Raw genomic sequence first — 21,907 nt, forward strand, 5'->3', positions numbered from 1 at the left:
GTAAACTATCGGTATTCTTTTAATTGCCGATGTTAGTATAGGTGCTGTTTTGACCATCACGTTAGACAACTACGAAACCTTCCGCATTTCTGTCACCATGGGCCAGCACGAAGTCAATTTCTTCGCGTTTAATGGTCTGCCCCGCGAAGAGGTCGCAACCCAAATCCGCGAGATGCAGCCCTTTTTCGACCGGATGCCACCGGTCCATGCACTTGCAATTGCCCCGATTTTTCTGCTGGTTGGCCGCCCATCGGGTGGGTCCGGCGGTGGCACCTATCCTGACCTGACCCGCTTGCGTGCCAGAAACGAGGCCAACCGTGCGCGCAATGATGCCGCATGGGGCGCCCCATATGACGTGTTGGAAGCCGCCATTGCCGCATATGGACGTCACGATGGTGGTCGGCGGTTGCATGTGATCCCGTTGGAACGATGGCAACGCCCTGCCCGGGCGACAACGGTGATCCATGAATGCGCGCACGGTGTTGATCACAAGTTTCATCTGCATCGCAGGCGTCATCCGCATGATCCGTTGCGTCCCGGACCGCTCTTCGCGGTGAGCGAATTCCCGACGCAACTGCCTGGGCAGGCCTGTGGCCATGGCAGCGCGCTGAACAGGGCGGTGGTGAATGCCTATGTGTCGATGACAATGGGCTTTCGCGGGGTCAGCACAGCGATGCGCCGGCAGATCATCAACAACTTCCGAAACAGCGATGCGTTCATCAACGTGCAGGACAGTTGGTGGCAAGGACGCTTTCCCGGATTGATCTGAAGGCAAGGTCAACTAAGGTCGGTCAGATCAGAACAGGTCCACGCGAAAGACAGGCCCCATGTATATTGAACCCTTCGGCGTCGAAATCTGGATGAACGAATGGGAGTTCAAATGCGAACTCAACCTCGCTGAAACCTGCGTGGAAAGCCTGACCATCGCCGAACTGATGGACCTCGCTGGCAAGAACGGCAGCGATCTGTCCGACATTCTGGCGATGAAAATGACCTATGGCGAAATCCGGGGGTCCGAACGGCTGCTGCGCGCCATCGCAAATCTGTACGACCGGCAGTCGCCTGAAAACGTGATCGTCACCCATGGGACCATCGGGGCGAACATGCTGGTCCACAAGACGATGATCAGCCGGGGCGACCGGGTTGTGGCCGTGGTGCCCACCTATCAGCAACACTATTCCATACCCGCCAGCCTCGGGGCAGATGTGCAGCACCTGCACCTGCGCGAACAGGACGGATTCCTACCAGATCTTGACGCCCTGCAGGCGCTGGTCACGCCCGACACCCGCATGGTCGCGATCAACAATCCCAACAACCCCACCGGCGCGCTGATCGACCGACCCATGCTGGAAGACATCGCCGCCATCGCCCGCGCCGCCGACGCATGGATTCTCTGTGACGAGGTCTACCGCGGCATCGACCAACAGGGCAGCGGCACCACCGCATCGATCGCCGATATCTACGAAAAAGGGATCGCCACCGCCGGCATGTCCAAGGCGTTTTCGCTGGCCGGTCTGCGGCTCGGCTGGATCGCCGCACCGAAGGAGGTGATCGAGGCCGTGTCGATCCACCGCGACTACGACACGATCTCGGTCGGCAAGATCGACGACCATTTCGCCACCATCGCCCTTGAAAACCATACCCGCGTGCTGGAACGCAGCCAGGCGATCACCCGCGGCAATCTGGCGACACTGGCAGCCTGGGTAGACAACGAACCCCGGATCAGCTGGGTCAGACCACGGTCAGGCACCACAACGCTGCTGAAATATGACCTGCCGATGGAGTCCCGCGATTTGTGCGTGAACCTTCTGAAAGACACCGGCGTGATGTTCACCCCCGGATCGGCCTTCGGCATGGAAGGCTACGTGCGGATCGGGTTCGCCAACCCGCCAGAGGTGCTCAAGGAAGGGCTGGCGCGGGTCTCCGACTTCCTCGCGCGTCAGACCTAGGCGCGGTTCGGGTTCAGCTCCTGCTGCCACGCCTCAACCGCATCCAGCGGATAGATCAGCATCAGCGTGCTTAGCGCCAGACTGTCACGGGCAATGAACGCCGCCGACAATTCCAAGGCCGCCACCATGCCCACCACATGCAAGGTGCGCATCGCATAGGCCCCAAAAAACCCGCCCATCATCCAGATATAGTCAGCCACGGCGTTCAGGACACTATCACCATGGTATCCGGCGTTGATTGTCGTGGACCGGAACGCATTCAGCACGAAATCGGTATGCTCGATAATCTCCCAACCGATCCCGGTAATAACGGCGACGGCAAACAGGACGGCAAAGCCAACCCAGGGAAACAGCAAGCGGCCCAATAGCGCAATCAGAACACCGTGCAGAATATGGCTGAGCGTATACCAATCTGCGATATGCTGCGAATTGCCGCCGTCAAAAACGGAGCCGACCCACAGCTTCACCTCACCGCAGGTGCAGATCAGCGGCTGACCCCAGAGATAAAGCGTTCCGGCGATCAAAGGCACACCGAGCAGTGCAAAAAGATAAAGCAATCTGTGAGACATCTTGAAAATCATATCTGGTTATCGGTCCGCGCCACCTAACCCATGGGATGAGATCATTTTGCGGCCTGAATGCGGTATGATGTAGGCGTCGGCGCGCAACGTTCGGTAGTGTTGCGCGACCCCCCGGAATTGGCGGGCGGCCCTAACCACGCGAATCATCCGTTAACACTAGCGTTTCCTGCAAAAATGGTCGGTCGGCATCGCGTCGGCAAAACGTCGGACTTGCGTCGGACCCCTGAGCGGCAATTTGCGGGGTTAAGGCAGCGCACGGTGGAAGTGTGAATGTGGTGTTAAGGATCTGTTGCAATTGCAGGCTGAGGACTTTGACACGGCCGCTGGAAATACACAGGCTGCTTTGCGGACTAACCAGACCTTTGCGCTTTTACACCCAACGACCATTTGGTTCGCATAGCGATGGCGTTACAACGTTGCAACGTTAAGGAGCTATAAGAGATCTACATTATTCTGCTGCGACATTACTGGATACTGATCCGTCCGATGTGTTGGTGACTGAGGTGAGAAAGGACCTCACTTCATCCTGCAGTTCCTGTAGCGCCGGTTGTTCCAAAGGCAGGTGTGAGCCATTTGTCAATTCCCGGAGTCGCTTATCACCCCTCACACGACCAAACGCCGGATTACTGAGTGCCGTCGGAGTCCAGGCGTCGGCACCGGGATGAACGAGAAGCAGTGGGCAATGTAGATGGATCGTAGATGCTTTTCTGGCGTGTATCTTTCGGAAGAACCGGGATGGTACCCGCAGCCGTCCCAGCATTGGATCACTCGAGAAATAGTCACGCATTGCGGGATCGTCCGTCATCCTGTTCATTGGTGCAATGAGCCAGAGAGGCATCGCCACACGGTCAACAATCCAAGGCATCAAGCGAAAGCCCAACAACGTTGCGAGGCCGAGCCAACGCCAGCGTGCGGCACGGATGAAGATGCTAGGATCACCCATATCCAGAAGTGTGGTTGCGATGACCCCTGACACATTCCGCGAAGCTTCTGCGGCAAAAACCGCTGTCATTCCGCCCAATGAGAGACCCATAAGGACCACGTGGCCGGTACATTCGTCTGCCAAATCCGCAACAACAGCCGGCCATTCTTCATACTCCCACCGAAAGCCCTTTGCAGGTTGTGTCACACCATACCCAGGCAAATCTGGCGCGAGGATACGCCAACCCAGTTTTGCAGCGAACGCGGCAAATGGGGCAAGGACGCGGCCATTTCCACCCGCGCCATGGACAAGGATCAGCGTGCCTTTCGTGGGACCTTCCGGTTGCCACTCATCAATGTGGATGTGATGACCGCGGATGGACCGCCAGGTTTCGACCGGTTGACCTTCAAAATTGATATAGAACCGCTCGGCAAGGATGTCGCGGTACTGCGACCATGATTTAGAGCTTTCATAGGTGTTCACAATCTGGGTTCCTTTGTTTTGATACCCATGATATTGAGTTTCTGCTCAGATTTTCTACTCGGGTTTGGAGATCCGACGATGACGGCAGCACGGCGACGCCAAACCATTGTTCGCAAACCAAAACAAGGCCGCTCAAAAGCGACTGTCGCCGCCATCTTGGAAGCTGCGGCTCGGATTCTCGCCAAAGACGGTTGGGATGGGTTCAACACCAACGTGATTGCAAAACGCGCTGGCGTCTCTATCGGATCGCTTTACGAATACTTTCCGAACAAGCAGGCGCTTGTGGACGCGATTGCAGACGATCACTTGGCAAAAGGTGAGGCGCTTATGTCAGCTGCCTCCACTTCATTCGTACCAACTTCCGAGCCAGATGATATCGTGAAAGTCCTCGTCAATGGCATTGTCGAATTGCACAAGGACGATCCTAGCCTGCATCGCGTGCTGTCATCTGAGGTGCCGATTTCACCGATGATCCGCAAACGGGTCGAAATACTGCGCAGCACAGCCATCGAAAGCTTGGCCGGGGCCCTCAAGCATCACATCGGTCAGAACCGCATTGCTGCCCAGTTGCTTTTTGACGTAGCAGACGCATCCGTTCATCGATGGTTTATTGAAGATGATGGCACGTTGGCCACGCCAGAACGGCTCGCCGAACAGCTTCAGTGCATGATGCGTTTCTATTTGGATGGCCTGCGGGAGCGCCGCTGAACAGGGATCGATTGGCAGCGATGCCGGCACTCCCGCCATTCGATCACAAAGCAGCATTTGGCACTTTGGGCTCAATGCCGACTTTCACGAAACAACATTCCCAAAGAACCGTGAAAAAAAGGCGCCCGAAGGCGCCCTTGCTTAGTGTACAACCGCGTCGTCTGGCCTTGGCCTGTTCGAGGCGGAGAGCCGGTCGCCGACGATCAATCCATCCGCACCGGCGCTGACACTGATCGTGTCGCCGTCCATGACATCACCGGCCAGGATCATCTCAGCCAGTTGGTCCTGGAGCGCGCGCTGGATCACGCGCTTCAGAGGACGGGCACCGAAGACCGGATCGTAGCCTTCGTCGGCCAGCCATTTCAGCGCGGCCTCGTCGAGGTTGATCGTGATGTTCCGCCCGGCGAGCCGTTTCTCCAACCGCTTGAGCTGGATCGTGACGATCCCGGCCATGTCTTCGCGGGCGAGCCTGTCGAAGATCACCGTTTCGTCCAGACGGTTCAGGAATTCGGGCCGGAAATGGGCGCGGACCGCATCCATCACATCGCGCTTAGCCTCTGACGCATCGGCCCCGTCGGGGAGCTGGCTCAGCGCCTGCGCCCCGAGATTCGATGTCAGGATGATCAGCGTTTGCTTGAAGTCCACTGTGCGGCCCTGACCATCGGTCAGCACGCCGTCATCAAGGACCTGCAGCAGGACGTTGAACACGTCCGGGTGCGCCTTTTCGACCTCGTCAAACAGGACGACCTGATAGGGACGACGCCGCACAGCCTCGGTCAGCACCCCGCCTTCGTCATAGCCGACATAGCCCGGAGGCGCGCCGATCAGACGGGCGACCGCGTGTTTTTCCATGAATTCCGACATGTCGATGCGGACCATCGCGCTGTCATCGTCAAAGAGGTATTCCGCGACCGCCTTGGTCAGTTCTGTCTTACCGACGCCGGTTGGCCCAAGGAACAGGAACGACCCCAGCGGCCGGTTTTCATCGTTCAGACCGGCACGGGCGCGGCGGACCGCGTTGGCGACCGAGGTGACGGCGGTTCTCTGGCCGATGACCCGCTTGCCAAGCTCTTCTTCCATGCGCAGCAGCTTTTCACGCTCGCCTTCCAGCATCTTCGACGTTGGAATACCGGTCCAGCGTTCGACGACTTCGGCGATCTGTTCGGGGCGCACGGCCTCTTCGACCATCAGGTCGTCGTTTTCTTCCGCCTCGGCCAATTGCCGTTCCAGTTGCGGAATGACACCATAGGACAGCTCCCCGGCTTTCGCCAGATTGCCCTCGCGCTTGGCGATATCCAGATCGGCGCGGGCGCGATCCAGCTTTTCCTTGACCGCGCGCGTCCCTTCCAGCTTGTCGCGTTCGGCCTGCCATTTCGCGGTCATTTCCGATCCGCGGTCCTGCAGGTCGGCCAGTTCCCGTTCCAGCTTTTCAAGCCGGTCGATGGAGGCCTTGTCGTCCTCTTTCTTGAGCGCCTCGGCTTCGATCTGCAATTGCAGGATCTGGCGGTCGAGCGCGTCGAGTTCCTCTGGCTTGCTGTCTACTTCCATGCGTAGACGGCTGGCCGCCTCGTCCATCAAGTCGATGGCCTTGTCGGGCAGGAACCGGTCGGTGATGTAGCGGTGCGAGAGGGTCGCGGCGGCCACCAAGGCCGCATCAGCGATCCGCACACCATGGTGCAGTTCGTACTTTTCCTTGATCCCGCGCAGGATGCTGACGGTGTCCGTGACGGTCGGTTCCTCGACCATCAGTGGTTGGAACCGGCGCGCGAGGGCGGCGTCCTTTTCCACGTATTTGCGGTATTCGTTCAGGGTGGTGGCCCCGACGCAGTGCAACTCACCCCGCGCAAGTGCAGGTTTGATCAGGTTGGCGGCATCCATCGCGCCTTCAGACGCGCCGGCACCGACAAGCGTGTGCATTTCGTCGATAAACAGGATGATTTCACCGGCGGCGGTTTCGATTTCCTTCAGGACGGCCTTCAGCCGTTCTTCAAACTCGCCCCGGTATTTGGCACCGGCGATCAGAGCCCCCATGTCGAGCGCCATCAGTTTCTTGTTGCGCAGGGATTCCGGCACATCGCCGTCGATGATGCGCAGGGCGAGACCTTCGGCAATCGCCGTTTTACCCACGCCGGGTTCACCGATCAGGACCGGGTTGTTTTTGGTCCGGCGCGACAGGACCTGCATGGCGCGACGAATTTCTTCGTCCCGGCCGATGATCGGGTCGATCTTGCCTTGCTCGGCTGCTTCGGTCAGGTCGCGGGCGTATTTTGCCAGGGCTTCGAAACTATCCTCTGCCGTCGCACTGTCTGCGGTCCGGCCTTTGCGGATGTCGTTGATGGCGGCGTTCAGTGCCTTGGCGGTCACACCACCAGCATCCAGCGCATCCTTGGCCTTTGATTTCACAACAGCCAGCGCGGTCAGCAGCCGTTCAACAGGGACAAAGCTGTCGCCTGCCTTCTTGGCGATCTGTTCAGCCTCGTCGATGACCTTGGCTGTGGTGTTGTCCAGATAAACTTGAGCCGCATCGCCGGTGACCTTGGGCTGTTTGGCCAATGCGGCCTCAACCGCGCCCATCACGGCAGGGGCATTGCCATCTGCACGGGTGATCAGGTTCGATGCCAGCCCTTCTTCATCATCCATCAAGGCTTTGAGTAGGTGTTCGGGGGCGAATCTCTGATGATTCTCACGCATTGCGATCGTCTGAGCGGCTTGTACGAATCCGCGCGACCGCTCGGTGAACTTGTCTAAGTTCATGGGTCTCTCCTTTGTTAAGCGCCCGATTTGGCGGGTGCCCGGCTTGGCGGCACACCCTGTTTCTGGGCCTCAAGGCCTAGATGGGGTCGGTAACGTTGCGTCGCAAGTCCAAAGGTATGGAATTCCATACGGGGGAGGTTTTCGGGCGTTTTCCCCGCGATTTCCAAAGCGCTTTGGGCCATATAACAGCCATGGAGGAAACGAAGATGACCCAGGTGATCATGACCACGGAGGGGGCGACGCTGACAATGCAGCTTTTCCCGCTCAGCCCCGATGCTGTGCGCCGTCTGCGCGGCCCGGAGGTCGCCACGGACACCAAGGTAAAAGAGCCTTCAAAGAATAACTAGACCGCCACTCACCGTTGATCCTGCTTTTCATGCCCACCCCCATGCGAGCAGGATGACAAAGGCGCAGCCCGGGACGGCTGCGCCTTTTCATTTTGTAGTACTGCTCAATCGGATCAGTTTGTAGTGAACGGGTCACCGTCACGTCCCTCGGGCCCGGACGGGGTGGGATAAAACGGCGCCGCCCCGCCATCAGGATCAGGTCCGCCCTTGGCGCCACGGTCTGGATCGACGACCAGATCGGTCTGCAATCCGCTCGACGTCTGTATATCGGCCTGGGTTTCGCCAGCTTCTGTACGACTGACCGGGGTTGTCAGCGGATCAACATCTTCGGGGCTGACAAAGCTGCCGCTTGTTTCAACGACGGGGGCTTGCAAGGTATCTGTTGACCGTTCCTCGATCGTGCTCATCTCGGTATTTTCGGGCGCGGCGGGAGCACCAACCGTCGTACCTGTTGGTTCCTGGCTTGCCCACAAAAGGGCTGCGAGAATGGCAATGGTCGCCACGCTCAGCACGCCGAAAATGAACATCGGGTGCTGGGTTGGGCCTTGATTTTCGGTCACACTGGACATGGCAATCTCCTGTATCTGAGTTCACCGAAACAACCGTTGGCATCTGCGGTGGTTCCCTAACCAAATTGCCGCACCCAGCCTTTCGCCTTAATTCATCAAGCGCCGCGCACGAGCGCGCACCGAAGCGGCCTTATCATCCGCGGCGCGTGCCAGCACCGCCTCAGCATCCGGTGCCCCCAGCCGCACATAGGCGTCCAACGCCCAGGCCCGCACCATTGGTTTGTCATGGGTCAGATAGGGCGCCACCACCTCTGGAGGCAAACCAACCGGGACATGCTGAACCGATTGCAGAAGATGCAGGGCGACTTCCCAATGCAGGTCGCGCGCCAGCAAATCGCTTGGGTGAGCGATGTCGTGACCCGCCTCATAGGCCGCTTTCAGCACCCAGGATGCAGCCCGCGCCGTTGTTTCATCAAGGTCCCGGCAGGCGGTCAGTAACGCATCATAGTCGGCAGGCGCGAGTTGATCTGCTACCGCCTTGAGCGTCGCGGTCGTCTTTCCGTCCCATGTCTGGAAAACCGTCATCATGTCCATGGCCGCAGCATAGCGCGATTGCACCTGCCCCGCCCAGCCGTTAGACCGCGCCAAACCGTTTGAAGGAGCCCCAGATGTCCGATGACCGCCTGATTGTTGCGATGGATGTTCCAAATGTGCTCGCCGGGCTCGATCTGGCCGAAGCACTGGGTGACAAGGTCAGCTTTTACAAGATCGGGCTGGGAATGCTGACGGGCGGTGGCCTTGCGCTGGCCAATGAGCTGAAACAGGACCACGGCAAGCGCATATTTCTCGACATGAAATTCTTTGACATCGGCGCCACGGTTGAAGCTGCCGTGCGTGGTGTTGCCCAGTTTGATCTGGATTTCCTGACCGTTCACGGCGATCCGCATGTGGTGCGAGCGGCACGCGAGGGTGCTGGTGGGTCTGACATGAAGATACTTGCCGTCACGATCCTGACCTCGCTTGACCGGGCCGATCTGGATGCCTCCTGCATCAAGGCCGGGGATGTGGCTGATCTGGTGCAGGAACGGGCCGGGATTGCCCTGTCCAACGGGGCGGATGGTGTCATCTGTTCCCCGCAAGAGGCTGGATTGGTCCGCGCCCTGCCCGAGGCTGACGGCAAACTGATTGTCACGCCGGGCGTGCGCCCGGCCGGGGCCGATCTGGGCGATCAGAAGCGGGTGATGACCCCGGCACAGGCGATTGCCGCCGGGGCCGATCACGTCGTGGTGGGGCGCCCGGTCTGGCAGGCAGCCGATCCACGGGCGGCGGCCAACGACATTCTGGCCGAATTGCGATCACCGCAAGCGACATTTCCTAATCATTAATCGGGAACCAATCCGACGCTCGCGCATTTACGATGTGATACAAGCGACGGAGGGTGTCCCATGCATATTAAGAACTTACGCTACAATGCTGCCAATGGCGTGTTCCAGGCTTCGGTCGATATTGAACGATTTGGTCGCACTTTTCGTTATCCCTGCGAGATTGCCGGACCACAAAATATGGAAAGGGCGGCTGTCATCGACAGATTGCGTCACAAAGCTCTGCAAATGTCTGACACGCCACTTTGACGAACCCCGATCAAGTCCGCAACGCGCTACCCTGTCCCGGTCGGTTGCGAAACCTGCTTGATCAAGACTGGCCCGACGCCTTGTGCGCCGGGCCTTTTTTGTCGTTAAGAACCCCACCGTGGGTAAGGTGGGGTTTCACCCCACCTAATCGTTGATATCGGTATCCCAGATTTTCACCTGGCCCTTTTCCAGCCCGAACACCTTGCGCATGACGATATAGGCGGCCAGCGAAAGGGCGGCGAAGATCACCAGCGTCAGGGCCAATCCAGAGGCTGATATGCCCAGCAGGATCAGGAGTCCCACGACCCCGGCCCCGATGGCGAAGCCCAGAAAGATGTAACCGGGGATCAGGACTTCGAGTGTTGCCAGCACCAGCGCGCCGGACATCCAGACCCACCATTCCGTCCAAAGTGGCATCAGTTCCTCCCTTTCAGCATCTTGAAGGCATCGGCAAAGGCGTCAACCGCGTTGGCCGGCAACACAACCGTCTGGCTGCCATCGCTGGCACCAAGCTTGCTAAGCGCCTCAACCTGTTTCAACGCAACCTGATACTGGGCGGCCTCCAGACCGTTTTCCGCGATGGCCACAGCGACCACCTGCGTCGCATATGCTTCGGCATCCGCCAAAACCCGCCGCGCCTCGGCGTCCTGCTTGGCGGCATAAAGCTCCGCATCGGCCTGCAGCTCGACCGCCCGCTTTTGACCTTCCGCCTCGGTCACCTGCGCGCGGCGGGCGCGTTCGGCGTTCAGCTGCTGCAGCATCGCCTGACGGGTCGCCTGATCAAGGTTCACGTCAAGGATTTCGGCGCGCGTCACCTCGATCCCCCAGTCATCGACCTGCTGTGCGACCTGATCACGCACCGCGTCAATCAGGCTGGCCCGGTTGGCCTGTACCTGATCCAGTTCCATCCGACCGATCTCGGACCGGACAATACCGGCGACAGTTGTCGAAATCGCGCCATCGACATCACGGATCCGGTAAACCGTCTTTTCCGGCTCGATGATCCGGTAGAACACGCTTGTTTCCACCTGCACCAGCACGTTGTCGGACGTGATCGCATCCTGCGTCATGTTGGGCAGCTGGCGTTCCAGCACCGACACTTTGTGGCGTACCCGGTCCAGAAACGGCACGATCAGGTTGATCCCCGGCCCCAACACGGCACGCAGACGGCCAAACCGTTCGACCACGTATTTCTCGGACTGCGGTACGATCCGTACCGCAGCCATTGCGCAGATGATAAGAAACACTGCGAGTATGAGATAGAGCAGGTTTTGCCCCAGGAATTCAGCGATCAGTTCTTCAATCGGCATGTATCTGTCCCTCTATTGTTATGAAGGACAGATAGTTACACATCACGCCGCTTTCAATGTATGCGAATGTATACCGTTGATTTTAAAGCGTTCTGCGACAGTTGTGCCGATCGCATCCGCCGTTGCCGGGCTGAGGGTCCAACCAAGGTGCCCATGCCCTGTATTGTAGAACACGCGGTCACTTTTTCCGGGTCCCACGCGCGGCATCATATTGGGCATCATCGGGCGCAGTCCGGCCCATGGCACGCAGTTTTCGGTGGACACATCGGGGAAGTGTTCCTCACACCATTTCACCAAAGGACGCACCCGCCGTTCAAGGATATCGCGGTTTTCGCCGTTGAATTCCGCCGTCCCTGCGATCCGCAGCCGGTTCTTGCCCAGACGGGATGACACAATCTTGGCCTTGTCATCCAAAAGCGATGTTGTGGGCGCCGCCGCCTGACTGGCCGCGTCATCCAGATTGACCGTGATCGAATACCCTTTGACGGGATAGATATTCACCCGGTCGCCCAGCATCTGGGCAAACTTGCGGCTGGCCACCCCTGCCGAGACGACAATGCTGTCATACCGTTCCTCATGCCCGCATTCGACATAGACACCGTCATCGCGCACATGCAGGTCGGTCACCGGTGCGCCCAGTTTGAACTGCACACCCTGCTTTTTCAGCCAGTCGGCCAACCCCATGGTGAATTTGTGGATGTCGCCGGTGCTGTCGCTTTCGGTCCAGAAGCCGCCGATGATATCGCCGCGCAGGGTCGGTTCGCGAGCCATGACCTCATCCACGGTCAGTTCGTGCCGCTCAAGCCCGCCTTCCGCCAGCAATCCGTTGACCATGCGAGCGTGCTTGAGGTCTTTTTCCGTCTTGTAGAAATGCAGGATACCGGCCGGGCTGAAATCGAAATCAACGCCGGACTTTTCCGCCATTTCGGCCAGTCCAGCACGGGCGGCTACGGCCATGGCTGCGGTTTTGGTCGTGTTGGTTTTGTAGCGGGGGATATTCGCCAGAAATTCGGTCATCCAGCTGACCTTGTGCCAGCCGGGACGCGGGTTGACGAACAAAGGCGCATCGCCCTGCAGCATCCATTTGATGCCTTTCAGAACGGTCGACCACTGGTTCCAGACCTCGGCATTCGACGCGCTGAGCTGGCCACCATTGGCAAAGCTGGTTTCCATCCCGGCGTAACGCTGACGGTCGTAAACCGTCACGTCGAACCCGCGGACATGCAGTGAATAGGCTGTGGTGACACCGGTAATCCCGGCACCCAGAACGGCAATATGAGGCATGGTCATCTCCTAACCATTCGCGCTTGCGCGCTGCCCCCACCGTGTTTGGGCCTGAGAGATTCACCACCTTGGTGGCTTGCTCCTCCGGCGGGCCTTGCGGGCCACTCTGCGGCGTGTTGCACCCCAACCGGTCCATTTGCCTGAGAGTGACCGGGGCGGTTGCTCCTTCGGCGACGGACGCTTGCGAATCGGGCCGTTCTCTCCCGGTTGGCGTGTTTCCTATTGGAAACCCTTTAGACGGATTGCGGCATAAAGCAACAAAAATTAATCGGTCCGATATTGATATTTATTCATCTGCAACTCCGCCACATCGCGCCGCGGGCAGCTTCCAAAAAGGCCATGCAGAGGGCAGCTTCCAAAAAGACCACGAAGTGAGACCCGGTTCGCGTCCAACGGACTGTCCAAGACTAACACAGGCTGCTTTGCGCGACAAAAGCCGCCTTATGCAGTTGCGGCAATTTCTGATGCAAAAAAATGCTTGTGCCTGCAACTTGGGATCAGGACACATAACCAGTCGATGACGGTTGTGGCGAGAGCGATTGCGGAGAGGAAGACTTTTGGGCAGCGGTCATGGCGGGTAGCAACGCGTCGTCAGTCCTCGAGCCTGCCGGGACAAAGAAGCTGATTGGTCGCACGAATACAAAGTTGCATGCCGTGTGTGACGGCAAGGCCCGTCGTAATCTGGGCAAAGATACCTCTCTCGGCCCAACGCTTCCAGCGATTGTACAGCGTCGTGTGCGGGCCATACTATTTTGGCGAATCGCGCCATCGTAAGCCATTACGATTGGTGCAGACAAAGCCTCTCAAGACACGCCTGTCGTCCTCGCGTGGCCAGCGATAGCCAATCCGGTAGTTCATATCCAAGTCACCAGCTTCACGACTGCCCTGCTTCCCCAACAAGATCGAAACTTCCGCGGCCCACTTTGCTATGTCATAGTTAATTGACAGGGATGCGGGTATCGACGACCCAAGGCTGCTGGAATTGTAGGTGGAGCAAACGCTTTACCTTAAGAACGATAATAACCGGGTGAGGGGCGGCCATTTATGTGTGCAGATTTTCGACAGGTTTTGAAGAACGAGACACAGGCGGACCATGAGCGTGTCGATGGGCTGATCTCGTTGATCGATCTTGCGACATTCGATGGCTTTGTACGCTTTCTCGCCATCCATCAGAGTTGTTTCCGCGTTATGCGTGACCTTGTGACGACTGAAAGTGACGCATGGAGCAGCCTTGATGAGATGGTGCGCCGGATCGACGCCGACTTGGCAACGATGGGCACATCAGCGACCACAGCTGTCGTATCGGATATTCATAAGCCAGATAGGCTTGCGATCGACTATGTCATTGAGGGTTCTCGTCTTGGCAGCAAGATGCTCAAGCGCAGATGGTTGACAGCGAGCGACCCTATCGTCCGACAGGCAAATGCATATTTTTCGCTTGCGCCGGTGCCTGGTCGCTGGCGAGATGTTTGTGATCAGCTTTCCAACATCCCCGTGCACAGCGAGCGTGCGGGAACAGTTATCGAGGATACCAAGATGCTGTTTGCATTATTTCACGCCGCAGCTTGTGAGCCGGTCGCAGAACAACGTCGGAATGTGGAGCTTGCATCATGAAAAAGCACGACCTCAATGAAGCAACCACGCCGTCCGTGGATCTTACGAATTGTGACCAAGAGCCAATCCATCTGCTTGGGAACGTACAGGCATACGGATGTCTCATCTCGACTTCAGCGGATCTGATGGTCAACCATCTATCAGCCAACTGTGCGGATCTTCTGGGCGTTGAACCGGACGAGGCGGTCGGACGACGGCTGATTGATCTGCTGCCGCCGCAGACCGTTCACGACTTTCGAACGAAGTTGCAGATCAGCAGCAGCGGTGGTGCCGCGATCAGCCGTCTTTTTGGATATGATGTCCAGGGCGACGGAAAGTTATTTGATATTTCCATCCACGTGTCCGGCCAATCCTACGTCTTCGAGTTCGAGGAAAAGATTGTTGGTGAGGATCGCGATGATCTGGCGCTGGTGCAGCCCCTCATCGCGCGTGTGAACAAGAAGGACAATGTCCTTTCCGCCGCGCAAGAAGCGGCGATGGCACTGCAGATCATGTCGGGTTTTGACCGCGTGATGGTTTACCGCTTTGCACCGGACGGGTCGGGCGAGGTGATCGCAGAGCGTCATGCCGCTGGAATGGAGCCGTTTCTGGGGCTCCGCTATCCTGCAAGTGACATACCCAAGCAGGCACGCGAGTTATACAAACGCAGCACGCTTCGCCTGATTGCTGATGTGAACGGGGAAGTATCGCCCATCGTCCCGGAGAAGAATCCCAATGGCGAGGCGTTGGATCTTTCCCTATCGGTCACGCGGGCGGTGTCGCCCATCCACCTTGAATATCTGCGCAATATGGGTGTCGCGGCGTCGATGTCGGTATCCATCCTGAAAGACGGAGAGCTCTGGGGCTTTTTGCATGCCACCACCGCTCGGCCCGGTATGTTGATTATGAACGCAGAACGGCGATCGAGCTGTTCGCGCAGATGTTTTCCTATGAGCTTGAGCGCAAGGTAGAAACCGAAATACGCGAGGAAGAGCGCGACTCGCGCGCATTGCATGACCGCCTTATGGTGCGTTTGTCCGCGGGCAGCGACCTTATCGACAGCTTTGAAGTCATCGCCGACGAATTGTCCCAGATCGTCGCAAGCGATGGTGTCGCCGTCTTTTCCGAAGGGCGCTACACCGCTCGCGGCTCGGCGCCCACGGCTGAGGAATTCAAGCGCCTCGCGCGTTTTTTGAACACCGCGCCGACAGGGACGATCTTTGCCACGAATAGCCTGATCGAAAACTATCCCGATGCAGAGGCCATAGGGGATCGTGTCGCTGGCCTGATTGCCGTGCCGATTTCCCGGACACCGCGGGACTATATCGTATTCTTCCGCCACGAGATCGCGCGTTCGGTCCGATGGGCCGGGAACCCTGAAAAGCCTGTTGAAGTGGGTCCGAACGGTACGCGTTTGACACCTCGTAAAAGCTTTGAGGCGTGGACGGAAATGGTGCGCCACACCGCCGCGCCGTGGTCTGAAAGCGAACTCCGCGCTGCGGAAGCGCTACGGATATCCCTGATCGAGATCGTTCTGAAATTGACGGATGAGGCCAATGCCGATCGCAAGGCCGCCGCGGAAAAACAGGAATTGCTGATTGCCGAACTCAATCACCGGGTTCGGAATATCCTGAACCTGATCCAGGGCCTCGTTTCGCAAAGCAAAGCCGGAACGACGAGTATTGAGACCTATACGAAGGTTCTCGATGGCAGGATCCAGTCTCTGGCCCGCGCGCATGATCAACTGACGCGGCAGGCATGGGCACCGTCCGCTCTGCGGGAGTTGATCGGAGTCGAAGTCAACGCCTTCCTGAATGGCCAGAAGGACCGTTTGGCAATCTCTGGCGACGCACCGATGTTGGCACCGGAAGCCTTTTCAACCATGGCGCTGGTGGTTCATGAGTTGGTGACGAACTCCGCCAAATACGGGGCGCTCACCGACCGCTCTGGCCGTGTCAGCATTGATCTGGAGATCGCCGGCGACGGGGCTCTCCTCATCAAATGGCGCGAGCAGGGCGGCCCCCCGGTGCAGGCGCCGACCCGTCGGGGTTTTGGTTCAACAATCATTGACCGCACAGTTCCGTTTGAACTGAACGGCAAGGTCGAGACGCGTTTCAAGCTGGCAGGATTTGAAGCCGATATCATGATCCCGTCCAAGTTCGTCTCGGAAGGGACACATGCGGAGGTCGAAAGTCCCGACGCAGAGGTGGCAGTAGACACAAAAGGTCGCGGGGCGCTTTCCGGAACGGTCCTTGTTCTTGAAGACAACATGGTGGTCGCGCTTGACGCTTCGGACATCATCACCGCGCAAGGAGCTTCTGCAGTCAAACTTGCCAGTTCGGTTGCTGATGCGCTTGAGATCATCGCAAACGAAGAAATCGCTCTGGCCGTGTTGGATATTAACCTGGGAGATCAAACATCTCTCCCCGTGGCTCAGAAATTGGACGCCATGAAAATCCCGTTCGTCCTGGCCACCGGGTATGGTGATGTCGAAAGCATCCTCACCGAATACCCAAAGGCGCCGGTTGTACAGAAGCCATTCAACTCTGAAAGCTTGCCAAGGGAGATATACAAGGCACTGGCGATGGTTGAGTGAATACAGGGTCTATCTTGAGACGCATCGACGACTGTCTGAAAGTCTGCGTTTCATAGTCCATTCTTTGTTTGAACGGATTACTAACACCTCAATGGCCTGATTTCAGGAGCCGGGCTAAGCGCAGCAGCTGCTCAATCTTGGTTTTGGCCGAAGACATTTGGTGCATCCGCTTTTTGTCGCTTCTCAAACGACCGCTACAGATGCGGTTGGCTTCACGGGTTTGGCCGTTTCCTAAAAAGTTTGCTCAATTTTGCCCAAGCGCTCTGTCAGTGCCATGTTTTCGCGATAGTCGATGGGTATGACAACCATGGCCGGCCCCTTGTGATCCAACGCTGATTTCAGGGCTGACTGCAAGTCATCTGCGTTTTCGCACCTCATACCTTTCCACCCCATCGATTGGCAAAGAGCCATCCAGTCGGGATTGGCAAACGACAAATCCGTGTGAGAGCCGAACTCCTGTTCCTGTTTCCACGCGATCAGGCCGTATTCAAAATCTTCCCAGACCAATATGGTGATGTCCGAGCCGAGCCGACTTGCGGTTTCCATCTCTTGAACATTCATCATGATGTCGGCGTCTCCGACGACAGCCAGAACGCGTGTATCAGGGCGCGCGTGTTTCGCCGCGATCGCACCGGGCAGCGGCATCCCCATGGAACAAAAGCCGTTTGAAATCAGACAGGTACCTGGCTGATGACATTGATAGTGACGCGCCACCCACATTTTATGCGCCCCGACGCCGGATAAGAGGAGGTCGTCCGGCCCCAGAACAGCGCGCACATCAGCCAATGCTTTTTGCGGCCGAATACTTCCTTGTGTGTGATCATCAGCATGCTTTGCGAATTCTGATAACATCTTCTCGCGCAGCTTGGCTTGAGCTGCCACATCATAGGTCGGTGACCCATCCCGCGCGACACGTTCGTTCAATTGCGCCAGACCATGCGCGAGATCGCCCACAACTTCGATATGCGGCTGATAATGCGCATCGCTTTCCGCAGGCAGAAAATCCATATGAATGATATCAAGGTCGCAAGCGGCGTTCCATTTTTCGGGACCGTATTCGACAGGATCATACCCGATGGTAATGACCAGATCAGCGGCATCGATGGCCAGTTGCGGATAATCACGCTGACCCATACCGACCGTGAAGAGACACCGTGGATCATCAAGATCCAGCGCACCCTTGGCCATGAACGTCATCAAGGCACCTATGCCTGTGGTTTCGCAAAAGCGCCGAAGCTCTGCGCTGGCACGGGTGCGGATGGCGCCATTGCCCGCAATGATCAGCGGGCTTTTGGCAGACTTCAATCGATCCCAGGCTTCATCAATTACCTTGTCATCAGGCACAGCACGACGAGCGCGGGCCGCGCGCAAGGGTGTGGCGTCCGTCTCAACGGCGGCAATGTCTTCTGGTAACTCGATGTGACATGCGCCCGGCTTTTCCGTTACAGCCAGTTTAATCGCCTTGTGGACGATTTCGGGGATGTTGTCGGCGTGGTTGACGGCGCATGACCACTTCGTGACGGGCCTGTACATCTCAACCACGTTCATGACCTGATGGCTTTCCTTGTGCTGGCGCGTCAGGGCACCTTGACCGGTGATTACCAGCATTGGAGCGCGATCCATGTTGCCGTCGGCCACACCAGTGATCAGATTGGTGGCGCCGGGCCCGAGTGTGCCCAGGCAGACGCCGACAGTGCCGGTTAGTCGACCGTAAACCTCCGCCATGAAAGCGGCACCCTGTTCATGGCGCGTCAAGATGAACTCAATGGACGAGCTCTCAAGCGACATCATAAAGTCGGCATTTTCCTCGCCCGGCACACCGTAAATGCGGGTTACGCCCTCCTCTTCGAGACAGCGCACGAACAGATCTGATGCTTTCATGAAAGAAGCCTTTCTAGTGGTGGACGAGGTTCTTGAGCGAGCGTCATCCGACGCCTTGTGACAGCATAGCGTCTGCTACTTTTCTGAAGCCAGCGATATTGGCACCCTTGCTATAGTCAACGTGACCGTCGCGGGTTCCTTCCTCAACGCAGGCGGCGTGGATATCAGTCATAATTCCTTCCAGCGTCTCATCAATCTGGTCTGCATCGCTTAACCGGCGCATCCGATCCTGACTGATTTCCAGCCCGGATACGGCAACGCCGCCAGCATTTGCAGCCTTTCCTGGGGCGAAAAGGATGTCGGCCGATCTGAATACCGCCTTTGCGGCCGCCGTTGATGGCATGTTGGCCCCTTCAATGACTGCCAGAACACCGTTGTCGATCAGCATCTTCGCGCTGTCCTTGTCCAACTCGTTCTGGGTCGCGCAGGGCGCAGCAATATCCGCTTTTACCCCCCAGGGGCCTTTGCCCGCTGTCCAATCGCCACCAAACTTGGACACATATGCCTCAAGCGTGGTGCCCTTTTTCGCTTTGTGGGCTCTGACCCAATCGATTTTTTCTTGGGTCAAACCGTCAGGATCGTGAATAAATCCCGCGCTGTCGGACAGTGTGATGACCTTTGCGCCCAGACTTACAGCTTTCTCAGCGGCGTGGGTGGCTACATTGCCTGCGCCCGATATGATGACCGACTTGCCATCCAAATCGTCACTATCGTGCTTCAGCATCTCGGCAAGAAAATAGACGAGACCGTACCCGGTCGCCTCGGTGCGCATCTCGCTTCCGCCAAAAGACTGTCCCTTGCCGGTTAACACACCCTGAAAGCGATTTGTGATCCGACGGTAGGCTCCAAAGAGATATCCGATCTCTCGTGCTCCGACATTGATGTCGCCTGCAGGCACGTCGATGTCGGGGCCAATGTAGCGATAAAGCTGCTGCATGAACGCGTTACAAAACCGCATGATTTCCTGATCTGACCGCCCGGATGGATCAAAATCAGAGCCGCCTTTACCGCCTCCCATGGGCAGGCCCGTCAGTGCATTCTTGAACGTCTGTTCAAAGCCTAGAAACTTCAGCACAGAGGTATTGACCGACGGATGAAACCGCAATCCGCCTTTAAATGGACCAATCGCGCCATTGAATTGGACGCGGTAGCCACGATTGACCTCGATTTCATTGGCGTCGTTCTGCCAGGCCACGCGGAAAGAGATAACCTGCTCCGGTTCAACAAGGCGCTCGAATATATTTGCTGATTTGAATTCCGGGTGGGCATCAATGATCGGTTTGATGTCGTCAGTCACCTCTGTGACGGCTTGGTGGAATTCTGGCTGGTTGGGCGCTCGAGCATCTAGAAAATCTTCGAGACTGTCATAGCCGTCTGCAAGTGAGAATGTCATAATTACGGTCCAATCAGGGAAACATCGGGCGGTCATCGACCAGCCAGGGTGTGGGGCGTCATTCCGCCAGATAAGCTATAGCTGCAGTTTCGCGTTCTCGCCCAATTCAGGACCATGATCGGCAAAGCAGGCTTTCATCAATTCAGACGCCATTTTTTAGATTACCCTTATCGTTCACCAAGAAACGCCATTGGACGCGGACGCATGGATGTCCCAGCGGTCGTCGTGACGATACAAGCCGGAGTGCTGGTCATGATGTCCCAAAATCTATCCCGTTCTCGTGTCATGCACTGTCTATGGCTTGTCTAGCCAAAGCGACGAGACAACCAATCGGTTCCCAAAAAATCCCATTATTTTGTTATAATGCGCTGGACAGGTTGACCAACCCGCGCGTCGGCCAGCGAAAGGTCACGAAACTGAAACTCTTACATCTGCATAAAGTTTGTGGCCTACCTCCAGTGACACGAGCCAACACAGTCTGAGTGCAACTAAACAGGACATCGTGCGGACGCTAATCGAAGCCCATGAAAGTGTACCTACGTAAGGAATCCAAGCAGATGCTGTTCTGTGACTCTTAGTCCAGATAGTGTTTTGGGTTGAACGTGTGGCGGCTGTCGCCCTGCCAGTGCGATCACGTCGGGATGGATATAGCTGTTGCGCGCAATCGACTGTGTATTGTGTAACAAGCTTGCAGCGGCGCTTGCCATGTCCTTGATTGTGGCGTGCCCTTTCAGGGCAACCTCGAAAGCGGCACATGTCCCCGCCCAGGTTCGGAACGTCTTTGCCGTGACACCTTCGGTACCCGCTGCGTCTGCGATGTAATTGTTCAGCACGTCAGAGGTCAGCGTTTGCGGCGCGCCGTCATCGTCAACCCATGTCAATAAGGTGGCGCCCGGCAAGTCATCAATCTTACCGAGAATACGCGCGAGTTTCGCGTCCGTAGTCTTGGTCTTCACTTTCTGACCGCCCTTGGCACGATATTTCAGTATTATTTCGTTGCCCGAAACAGCGATGTGCCGATTGCGCAAGGTCAGCGCACCATAGCTGCCATTTTCTTCAAGGTATTGCGGGTTTCCAATGCGCAACGCCGTCCGATCTATCAGGGTCACAGCAGCTGCAAGAGCAAACTTTTTTTCGCCAACATCTTCTTGCAGATCAGCTTGCAATTGGCGTCGAATGCGGGGGAGGGCGCGGCCGAATGAAGATAGATCGTCGAACTTGGCTTCCGCCTGCAACGTGGTCCAATCGGGGTGATACACATATTGCTTGCGCCGCTTGGCGTCGCGCCCGGTTGCCAATAGATGGCCGTTGGGCAACGGACACATCCAGACATCTTCATAGGCGGGCGGCACTGCGAGTGCCGCAAGCCGCTGCCGTTCGTTGGGGTCTGTGATCAAACTTCCCTTGGGATCCAAATAGGAGAAGCCCCGGCCACGCCGCCTTCGGCTGATCCCCGCTTCACTATCCGGGTAGTAGACCAAACCAGCCGGCGTCACTCTTTGCGTACCTCGGAAGACAACTTCAGCACTTTTGTGCCATCGTCCTGCTTGATTTCAAGCGCCGGATCATCATCTGACCCGTTGCGTGTAACGTCAGATCCTTTGATAGTGCGCGTTATGGATTTGGTATGAACTGCCTCAACAGTACCTTCTGCGGTCCCTTGTCCCCAGTCCCATTTGACTTTGTCACCTGATTGATAGCTCATATCGACTCCTACTTAAGCTACAGATGATAACGCCGCTTCCCGCCAAACGTTCCCATCTTGGCGGCCGGGCGCATGGGAAATTCGGCTTATTCTGTCTGACTTCAGCGCCATGGATCCAAGAGAGGCCTGAACTTGAGAGCGCTTGGCTCCTCGTGTCGCTTTGATCATGCGACGTTCGTACCGTGCGGTGAGGCCGCCTTTCTAGGGAACATGCGGATGTGCCTTGGGACAGGCTCTTTGCATGATGGACGTTTTGGCGAG

21 protein-coding genes, 1 pseudogene and 1 riboswitch are annotated in these 21,907 nt (G+C 57.3%); of the genes and pseudogenes, 9 read left to right on the forward strand and 13 right to left on the reverse strand.

The window, feature by feature from the left end; translation table 11 throughout:
• The first annotated feature begins 49 nt into the window (after positions 1–49).
• Both ACFWW2_RS07240 and ACFWW2_RS07245 read left to right on the forward strand, forming a co-directional pair.
• On the forward strand, positions 50–769 hold the full coding sequence (locus ACFWW2_RS07240) for a hypothetical protein (RefSeq protein ID WP_393927175.1): 720 nt from the start codon (positions 50–52) through the stop codon (positions 767–769).
• A 58-nt stretch (positions 770–827) separates the two neighbouring features.
• Entirely contained in the window at positions 828–1,949 is a 1,122-nt protein-coding gene (locus tag ACFWW2_RS07245) for an aminotransferase (protein ID WP_393927176.1), read from the forward strand.
• Here the strand turns inward: ACFWW2_RS07245 and ACFWW2_RS07250 are convergent.
• Together ACFWW2_RS07250 and ACFWW2_RS07255 are read right to left on the reverse strand one after the other, a co-directional pair.
• Positions 1,946–2,518: a DUF2585 family protein gene (locus ACFWW2_RS07250; RefSeq protein WP_393927177.1), complete on the reverse strand. Its 573-nt coding sequence runs from the start codon at positions 2,516–2,518 to the stop codon at positions 1,946–1,948. The genes ACFWW2_RS07245 and ACFWW2_RS07250 overlap by 4 nt on opposite strands.
• Positions 2,519–2,978: 460 nt before the next feature.
• Positions 2,979–3,935: an alpha/beta hydrolase gene (locus ACFWW2_RS07255; protein WP_393927178.1), complete on the reverse strand. Its 957-nt coding sequence runs from the start codon at positions 3,933–3,935 to the stop codon at positions 2,979–2,981.
• A gap of 78 nt (positions 3,936–4,013) precedes the next feature.
• On the opposite strand from ACFWW2_RS07255, the gene ACFWW2_RS07260 reads away from it, so the two are divergent.
• Positions 4,014–4,643 (forward strand): TetR/AcrR family transcriptional regulator, encoded by a 630-nt coding sequence (locus ACFWW2_RS07260; protein WP_393927180.1) that lies wholly within the window; start codon positions 4,014–4,016, stop codon positions 4,641–4,643.
• Positions 4,644–4,784: 141 nt separating this feature from the next.
• Here ACFWW2_RS07260 and clpB read toward each other — a convergent pair whose 3' ends face one another.
• Positions 4,785–7,397: an ATP-dependent chaperone ClpB gene (clpB, locus tag ACFWW2_RS07265; protein WP_393927182.1), complete on the reverse strand. Its 2,613-nt coding sequence runs from the start codon at positions 7,395–7,397 to the stop codon at positions 4,785–4,787.
• Positions 7,398–7,603: 206 nt separating this feature from the next.
• Here clpB and ACFWW2_RS07270 point away from each other — a divergent pair, with 206 nt between their 5' ends.
• Entirely contained in the window at positions 7,604–7,744 is a 141-nt protein-coding gene (locus ACFWW2_RS07270) for a hypothetical protein (protein WP_393927184.1), read from the forward strand.
• Between the two features lie 113 nt (positions 7,745–7,857).
• On the opposite strand, the gene ACFWW2_RS07275 is transcribed toward ACFWW2_RS07270, so the two are convergent.
• A complete protein-coding gene (locus ACFWW2_RS07275) occupies positions 7,858–8,313 on the reverse strand; it encodes a hypothetical protein (RefSeq protein WP_393927186.1) in 456 nt (151 codons plus the stop codon).
• A gap of 87 nt (positions 8,314–8,400) precedes the next feature.
• The gene (locus ACFWW2_RS07280; RefSeq protein WP_393927187.1) at positions 8,401–8,901 is read right to left on the reverse strand and encodes a hypothetical protein; all 501 of its coding nucleotides are present in this window, start codon (positions 8,899–8,901) and stop codon (positions 8,401–8,403) included.
• 20 nt (positions 8,902–8,921) lie between these two features.
• On the opposite strand from ACFWW2_RS07280, the gene pyrF reads away from it, so the two are divergent.
• On the forward strand, positions 8,922–9,638 hold the full coding sequence (gene pyrF / locus ACFWW2_RS07285) for an orotidine-5'-phosphate decarboxylase (RefSeq protein WP_393927189.1): 717 nt from the start codon (positions 8,922–8,924) through the stop codon (positions 9,636–9,638).
• A gap of 60 nt (positions 9,639–9,698) precedes the next feature.
• On the forward strand, positions 9,699–9,884 hold the full coding sequence (locus ACFWW2_RS07290) for an orotidine 5'-phosphate decarboxylase (protein WP_393927192.1): 186 nt from the start codon (positions 9,699–9,701) through the stop codon (positions 9,882–9,884).
• A 144-nt stretch (positions 9,885–10,028) separates the two neighbouring features.
• Here ACFWW2_RS07290 and ACFWW2_RS07295 read toward each other — a convergent pair whose 3' ends face one another.
• From ACFWW2_RS07295 to ACFWW2_RS07310, 4 genes and pseudogenes are all read right to left on the reverse strand, one after another.
• Complete coding sequence (locus ACFWW2_RS07295; RefSeq protein WP_393927193.1) at positions 10,029–10,301, reverse strand: NfeD family protein; 273 nt, start codon at positions 10,299–10,301, stop codon at positions 10,029–10,031.
• The gene (locus tag ACFWW2_RS07300) at positions 10,301–11,194 is read right to left on the reverse strand and encodes an SPFH domain-containing protein (protein ID WP_393927195.1); all 894 of its coding nucleotides are present in this window, start codon (positions 11,192–11,194) and stop codon (positions 10,301–10,303) included. Before ACFWW2_RS07300 ends, ACFWW2_RS07295 begins: the two co-directional genes overlap by 1 nt.
• Positions 11,195–11,236: 42 nt before the next feature.
• Entirely contained in the window at positions 11,237–12,478 is a 1,242-nt protein-coding gene (locus ACFWW2_RS07305) for a D-amino acid dehydrogenase (RefSeq protein WP_393927197.1), read from the reverse strand.
• A gap of 118 nt (positions 12,479–12,596) precedes the next feature.
• Positions 12,597–12,694, reverse strand: a riboswitch (glycine riboswitch).
• A 447-nt stretch (positions 12,695–13,141) separates the two neighbouring features.
• Positions 13,142–13,309: pseudogene (locus ACFWW2_RS07310) on the reverse strand (transposase); the annotation flags it as partial.
• A gap of 213 nt (positions 13,310–13,522) precedes the next feature.
• Between ACFWW2_RS07310 and ACFWW2_RS07315 the strand changes: the two are divergent.
• Genes ACFWW2_RS07315 through ACFWW2_RS07325 form a run of 3 tightly spaced genes read left to right on the forward strand, consistent with a single transcriptional unit; the run spans position 13,523 to position 16,667 of the window.
• Positions 13,523–14,092, forward strand: coding sequence for a biliverdin-producing heme oxygenase (locus ACFWW2_RS07315; RefSeq protein ID WP_393927199.1), 570 nt, complete (start codon positions 13,523–13,525; stop codon positions 14,090–14,092).
• Positions 14,089–15,042, forward strand: a complete 954-nt coding sequence (locus ACFWW2_RS07320) for a GAF domain-containing protein (protein WP_393927201.1) — start codon at positions 14,089–14,091, stop codon at positions 15,040–15,042. Before ACFWW2_RS07315 ends, ACFWW2_RS07320 begins: the two co-directional genes overlap by 4 nt.
• Positions 15,012–16,667, forward strand: a complete 1,656-nt coding sequence (locus ACFWW2_RS07325; RefSeq protein ID WP_393927203.1) for an HWE histidine kinase domain-containing protein — start codon at positions 15,012–15,014, stop codon at positions 16,665–16,667. Before ACFWW2_RS07320 ends, ACFWW2_RS07325 begins: the two co-directional genes overlap by 31 nt.
• Before the next feature lie 231 nt (positions 16,668–16,898).
• Here ACFWW2_RS07325 and ACFWW2_RS07330 read toward each other — a convergent pair whose 3' ends face one another.
• From ACFWW2_RS07330 to ACFWW2_RS07345, 4 genes are all read right to left on the reverse strand, one after another.
• On the reverse strand, positions 16,899–18,548 hold the full coding sequence (locus tag ACFWW2_RS07330) for an acetolactate synthase large subunit (protein ID WP_393927205.1): 1,650 nt from the start codon (positions 18,546–18,548) through the stop codon (positions 16,899–16,901).
• 43 nt (positions 18,549–18,591) lie between these two features.
• A complete protein-coding gene (gene gdhA, locus ACFWW2_RS07335; protein ID WP_393927207.1) occupies positions 18,592–19,941 on the reverse strand; it encodes an NADP-specific glutamate dehydrogenase in 1,350 nt (449 codons plus the stop codon).
• 536 nt (positions 19,942–20,477) lie between these two features.
• A complete protein-coding gene (locus ACFWW2_RS07340) occupies positions 20,478–21,437 on the reverse strand; it encodes a DNA topoisomerase IB (protein WP_393927209.1) in 960 nt (319 codons plus the stop codon).
• Positions 21,434–21,646 carry a DUF2945 domain-containing protein gene (locus ACFWW2_RS07345; protein ID WP_393927210.1) on the reverse strand — a complete coding sequence of 71 codons (213 nt, stop codon included), beginning with the start codon at positions 21,644–21,646 and terminating at the stop codon, positions 21,434–21,436. Before ACFWW2_RS07345 ends, ACFWW2_RS07340 begins: the two co-directional genes overlap by 4 nt.
• Positions 21,647–21,907 lie beyond the last annotated feature (261 nt).

Source organism: Yoonia sp. R2-816 (assembly GCF_046762905.1).
Taxonomy (GTDB): domain Bacteria; phylum Pseudomonadota; class Alphaproteobacteria; order Rhodobacterales; family Rhodobacteraceae; genus Yoonia.

Bases quoted from the DNA above. Each gene is read 5' to 3' on its own strand.
- ACFWW2_RS07325 (WP_393927203.1), top strand. From the start codon at position 15,012: ATGTTTTCCTATGAGCTTGAGCGCAAGGTAGAAACCGAAATACGCGAG.
- ACFWW2_RS07320 (WP_393927201.1), top strand. From the start codon at position 14,089: ATGAAAAAGCACGACCTCAATGAAGCAACCACGCCGTCCGTGGATCTT.
- ACFWW2_RS07245 (WP_393927176.1), top strand. From the start codon at position 828: ATGTATATTGAACCCTTCGGCGTCGAAATCTGGATGAACGAATGGGAG.
- clpB (WP_393927182.1), bottom strand. From the start codon at position 7,397: ATGAACTTAGACAAGTTCACCGAGCGGTCGCGCGGATTCGTACAAGCC.
- ACFWW2_RS07290 (WP_393927192.1), top strand. From the start codon at position 9,699: ATGCATATTAAGAACTTACGCTACAATGCTGCCAATGGCGTGTTCCAG.
- ACFWW2_RS07260 (WP_393927180.1), top strand. From the start codon at position 4,014: ATGACGGCAGCACGGCGACGCCAAACCATTGTTCGCAAACCAAAACAA.
- gdhA (WP_393927207.1), bottom strand. From the start codon at position 19,941: ATGACATTCTCACTTGCAGACGGCTATGACAGTCTCGAAGATTTTCTA.
- ACFWW2_RS07250 (WP_393927177.1), bottom strand. From the start codon at position 2,518: ATGTCTCACAGATTGCTTTATCTTTTTGCACTGCTCGGTGTGCCTTTG.
- ACFWW2_RS07295 (WP_393927193.1), bottom strand. From the start codon at position 10,301: ATGCCACTTTGGACGGAATGGTGGGTCTGGATGTCCGGCGCGCTGGTG.
- ACFWW2_RS07300 (WP_393927195.1), bottom strand. From the start codon at position 11,194: ATGCCGATTGAAGAACTGATCGCTGAATTCCTGGGGCAAAACCTGCTC.
- ACFWW2_RS07345 (WP_393927210.1), bottom strand. From the start codon at position 21,646: ATGAGCTATCAATCAGGTGACAAAGTCAAATGGGACTGGGGACAAGGG.
- ACFWW2_RS07315 (WP_393927199.1), top strand. From the start codon at position 13,523: ATGTGTGCAGATTTTCGACAGGTTTTGAAGAACGAGACACAGGCGGAC.
- pyrF (WP_393927189.1), top strand. From the start codon at position 8,922: ATGTCCGATGACCGCCTGATTGTTGCGATGGATGTTCCAAATGTGCTC.
- ACFWW2_RS07275 (WP_393927186.1), bottom strand. From the start codon at position 8,313: ATGTCCAGTGTGACCGAAAATCAAGGCCCAACCCAGCACCCGATGTTC.
- ACFWW2_RS07330 (WP_393927205.1), bottom strand. From the start codon at position 18,548: ATGAAAGCATCAGATCTGTTCGTGCGCTGTCTCGAAGAGGAGGGCGTA.
- ACFWW2_RS07305 (WP_393927197.1), bottom strand. From the start codon at position 12,478: ATGCCTCATATTGCCGTTCTGGGTGCCGGGATTACCGGTGTCACCACA.
- ACFWW2_RS07270 (WP_393927184.1), top strand. From the start codon at position 7,604: ATGACCCAGGTGATCATGACCACGGAGGGGGCGACGCTGACAATGCAG.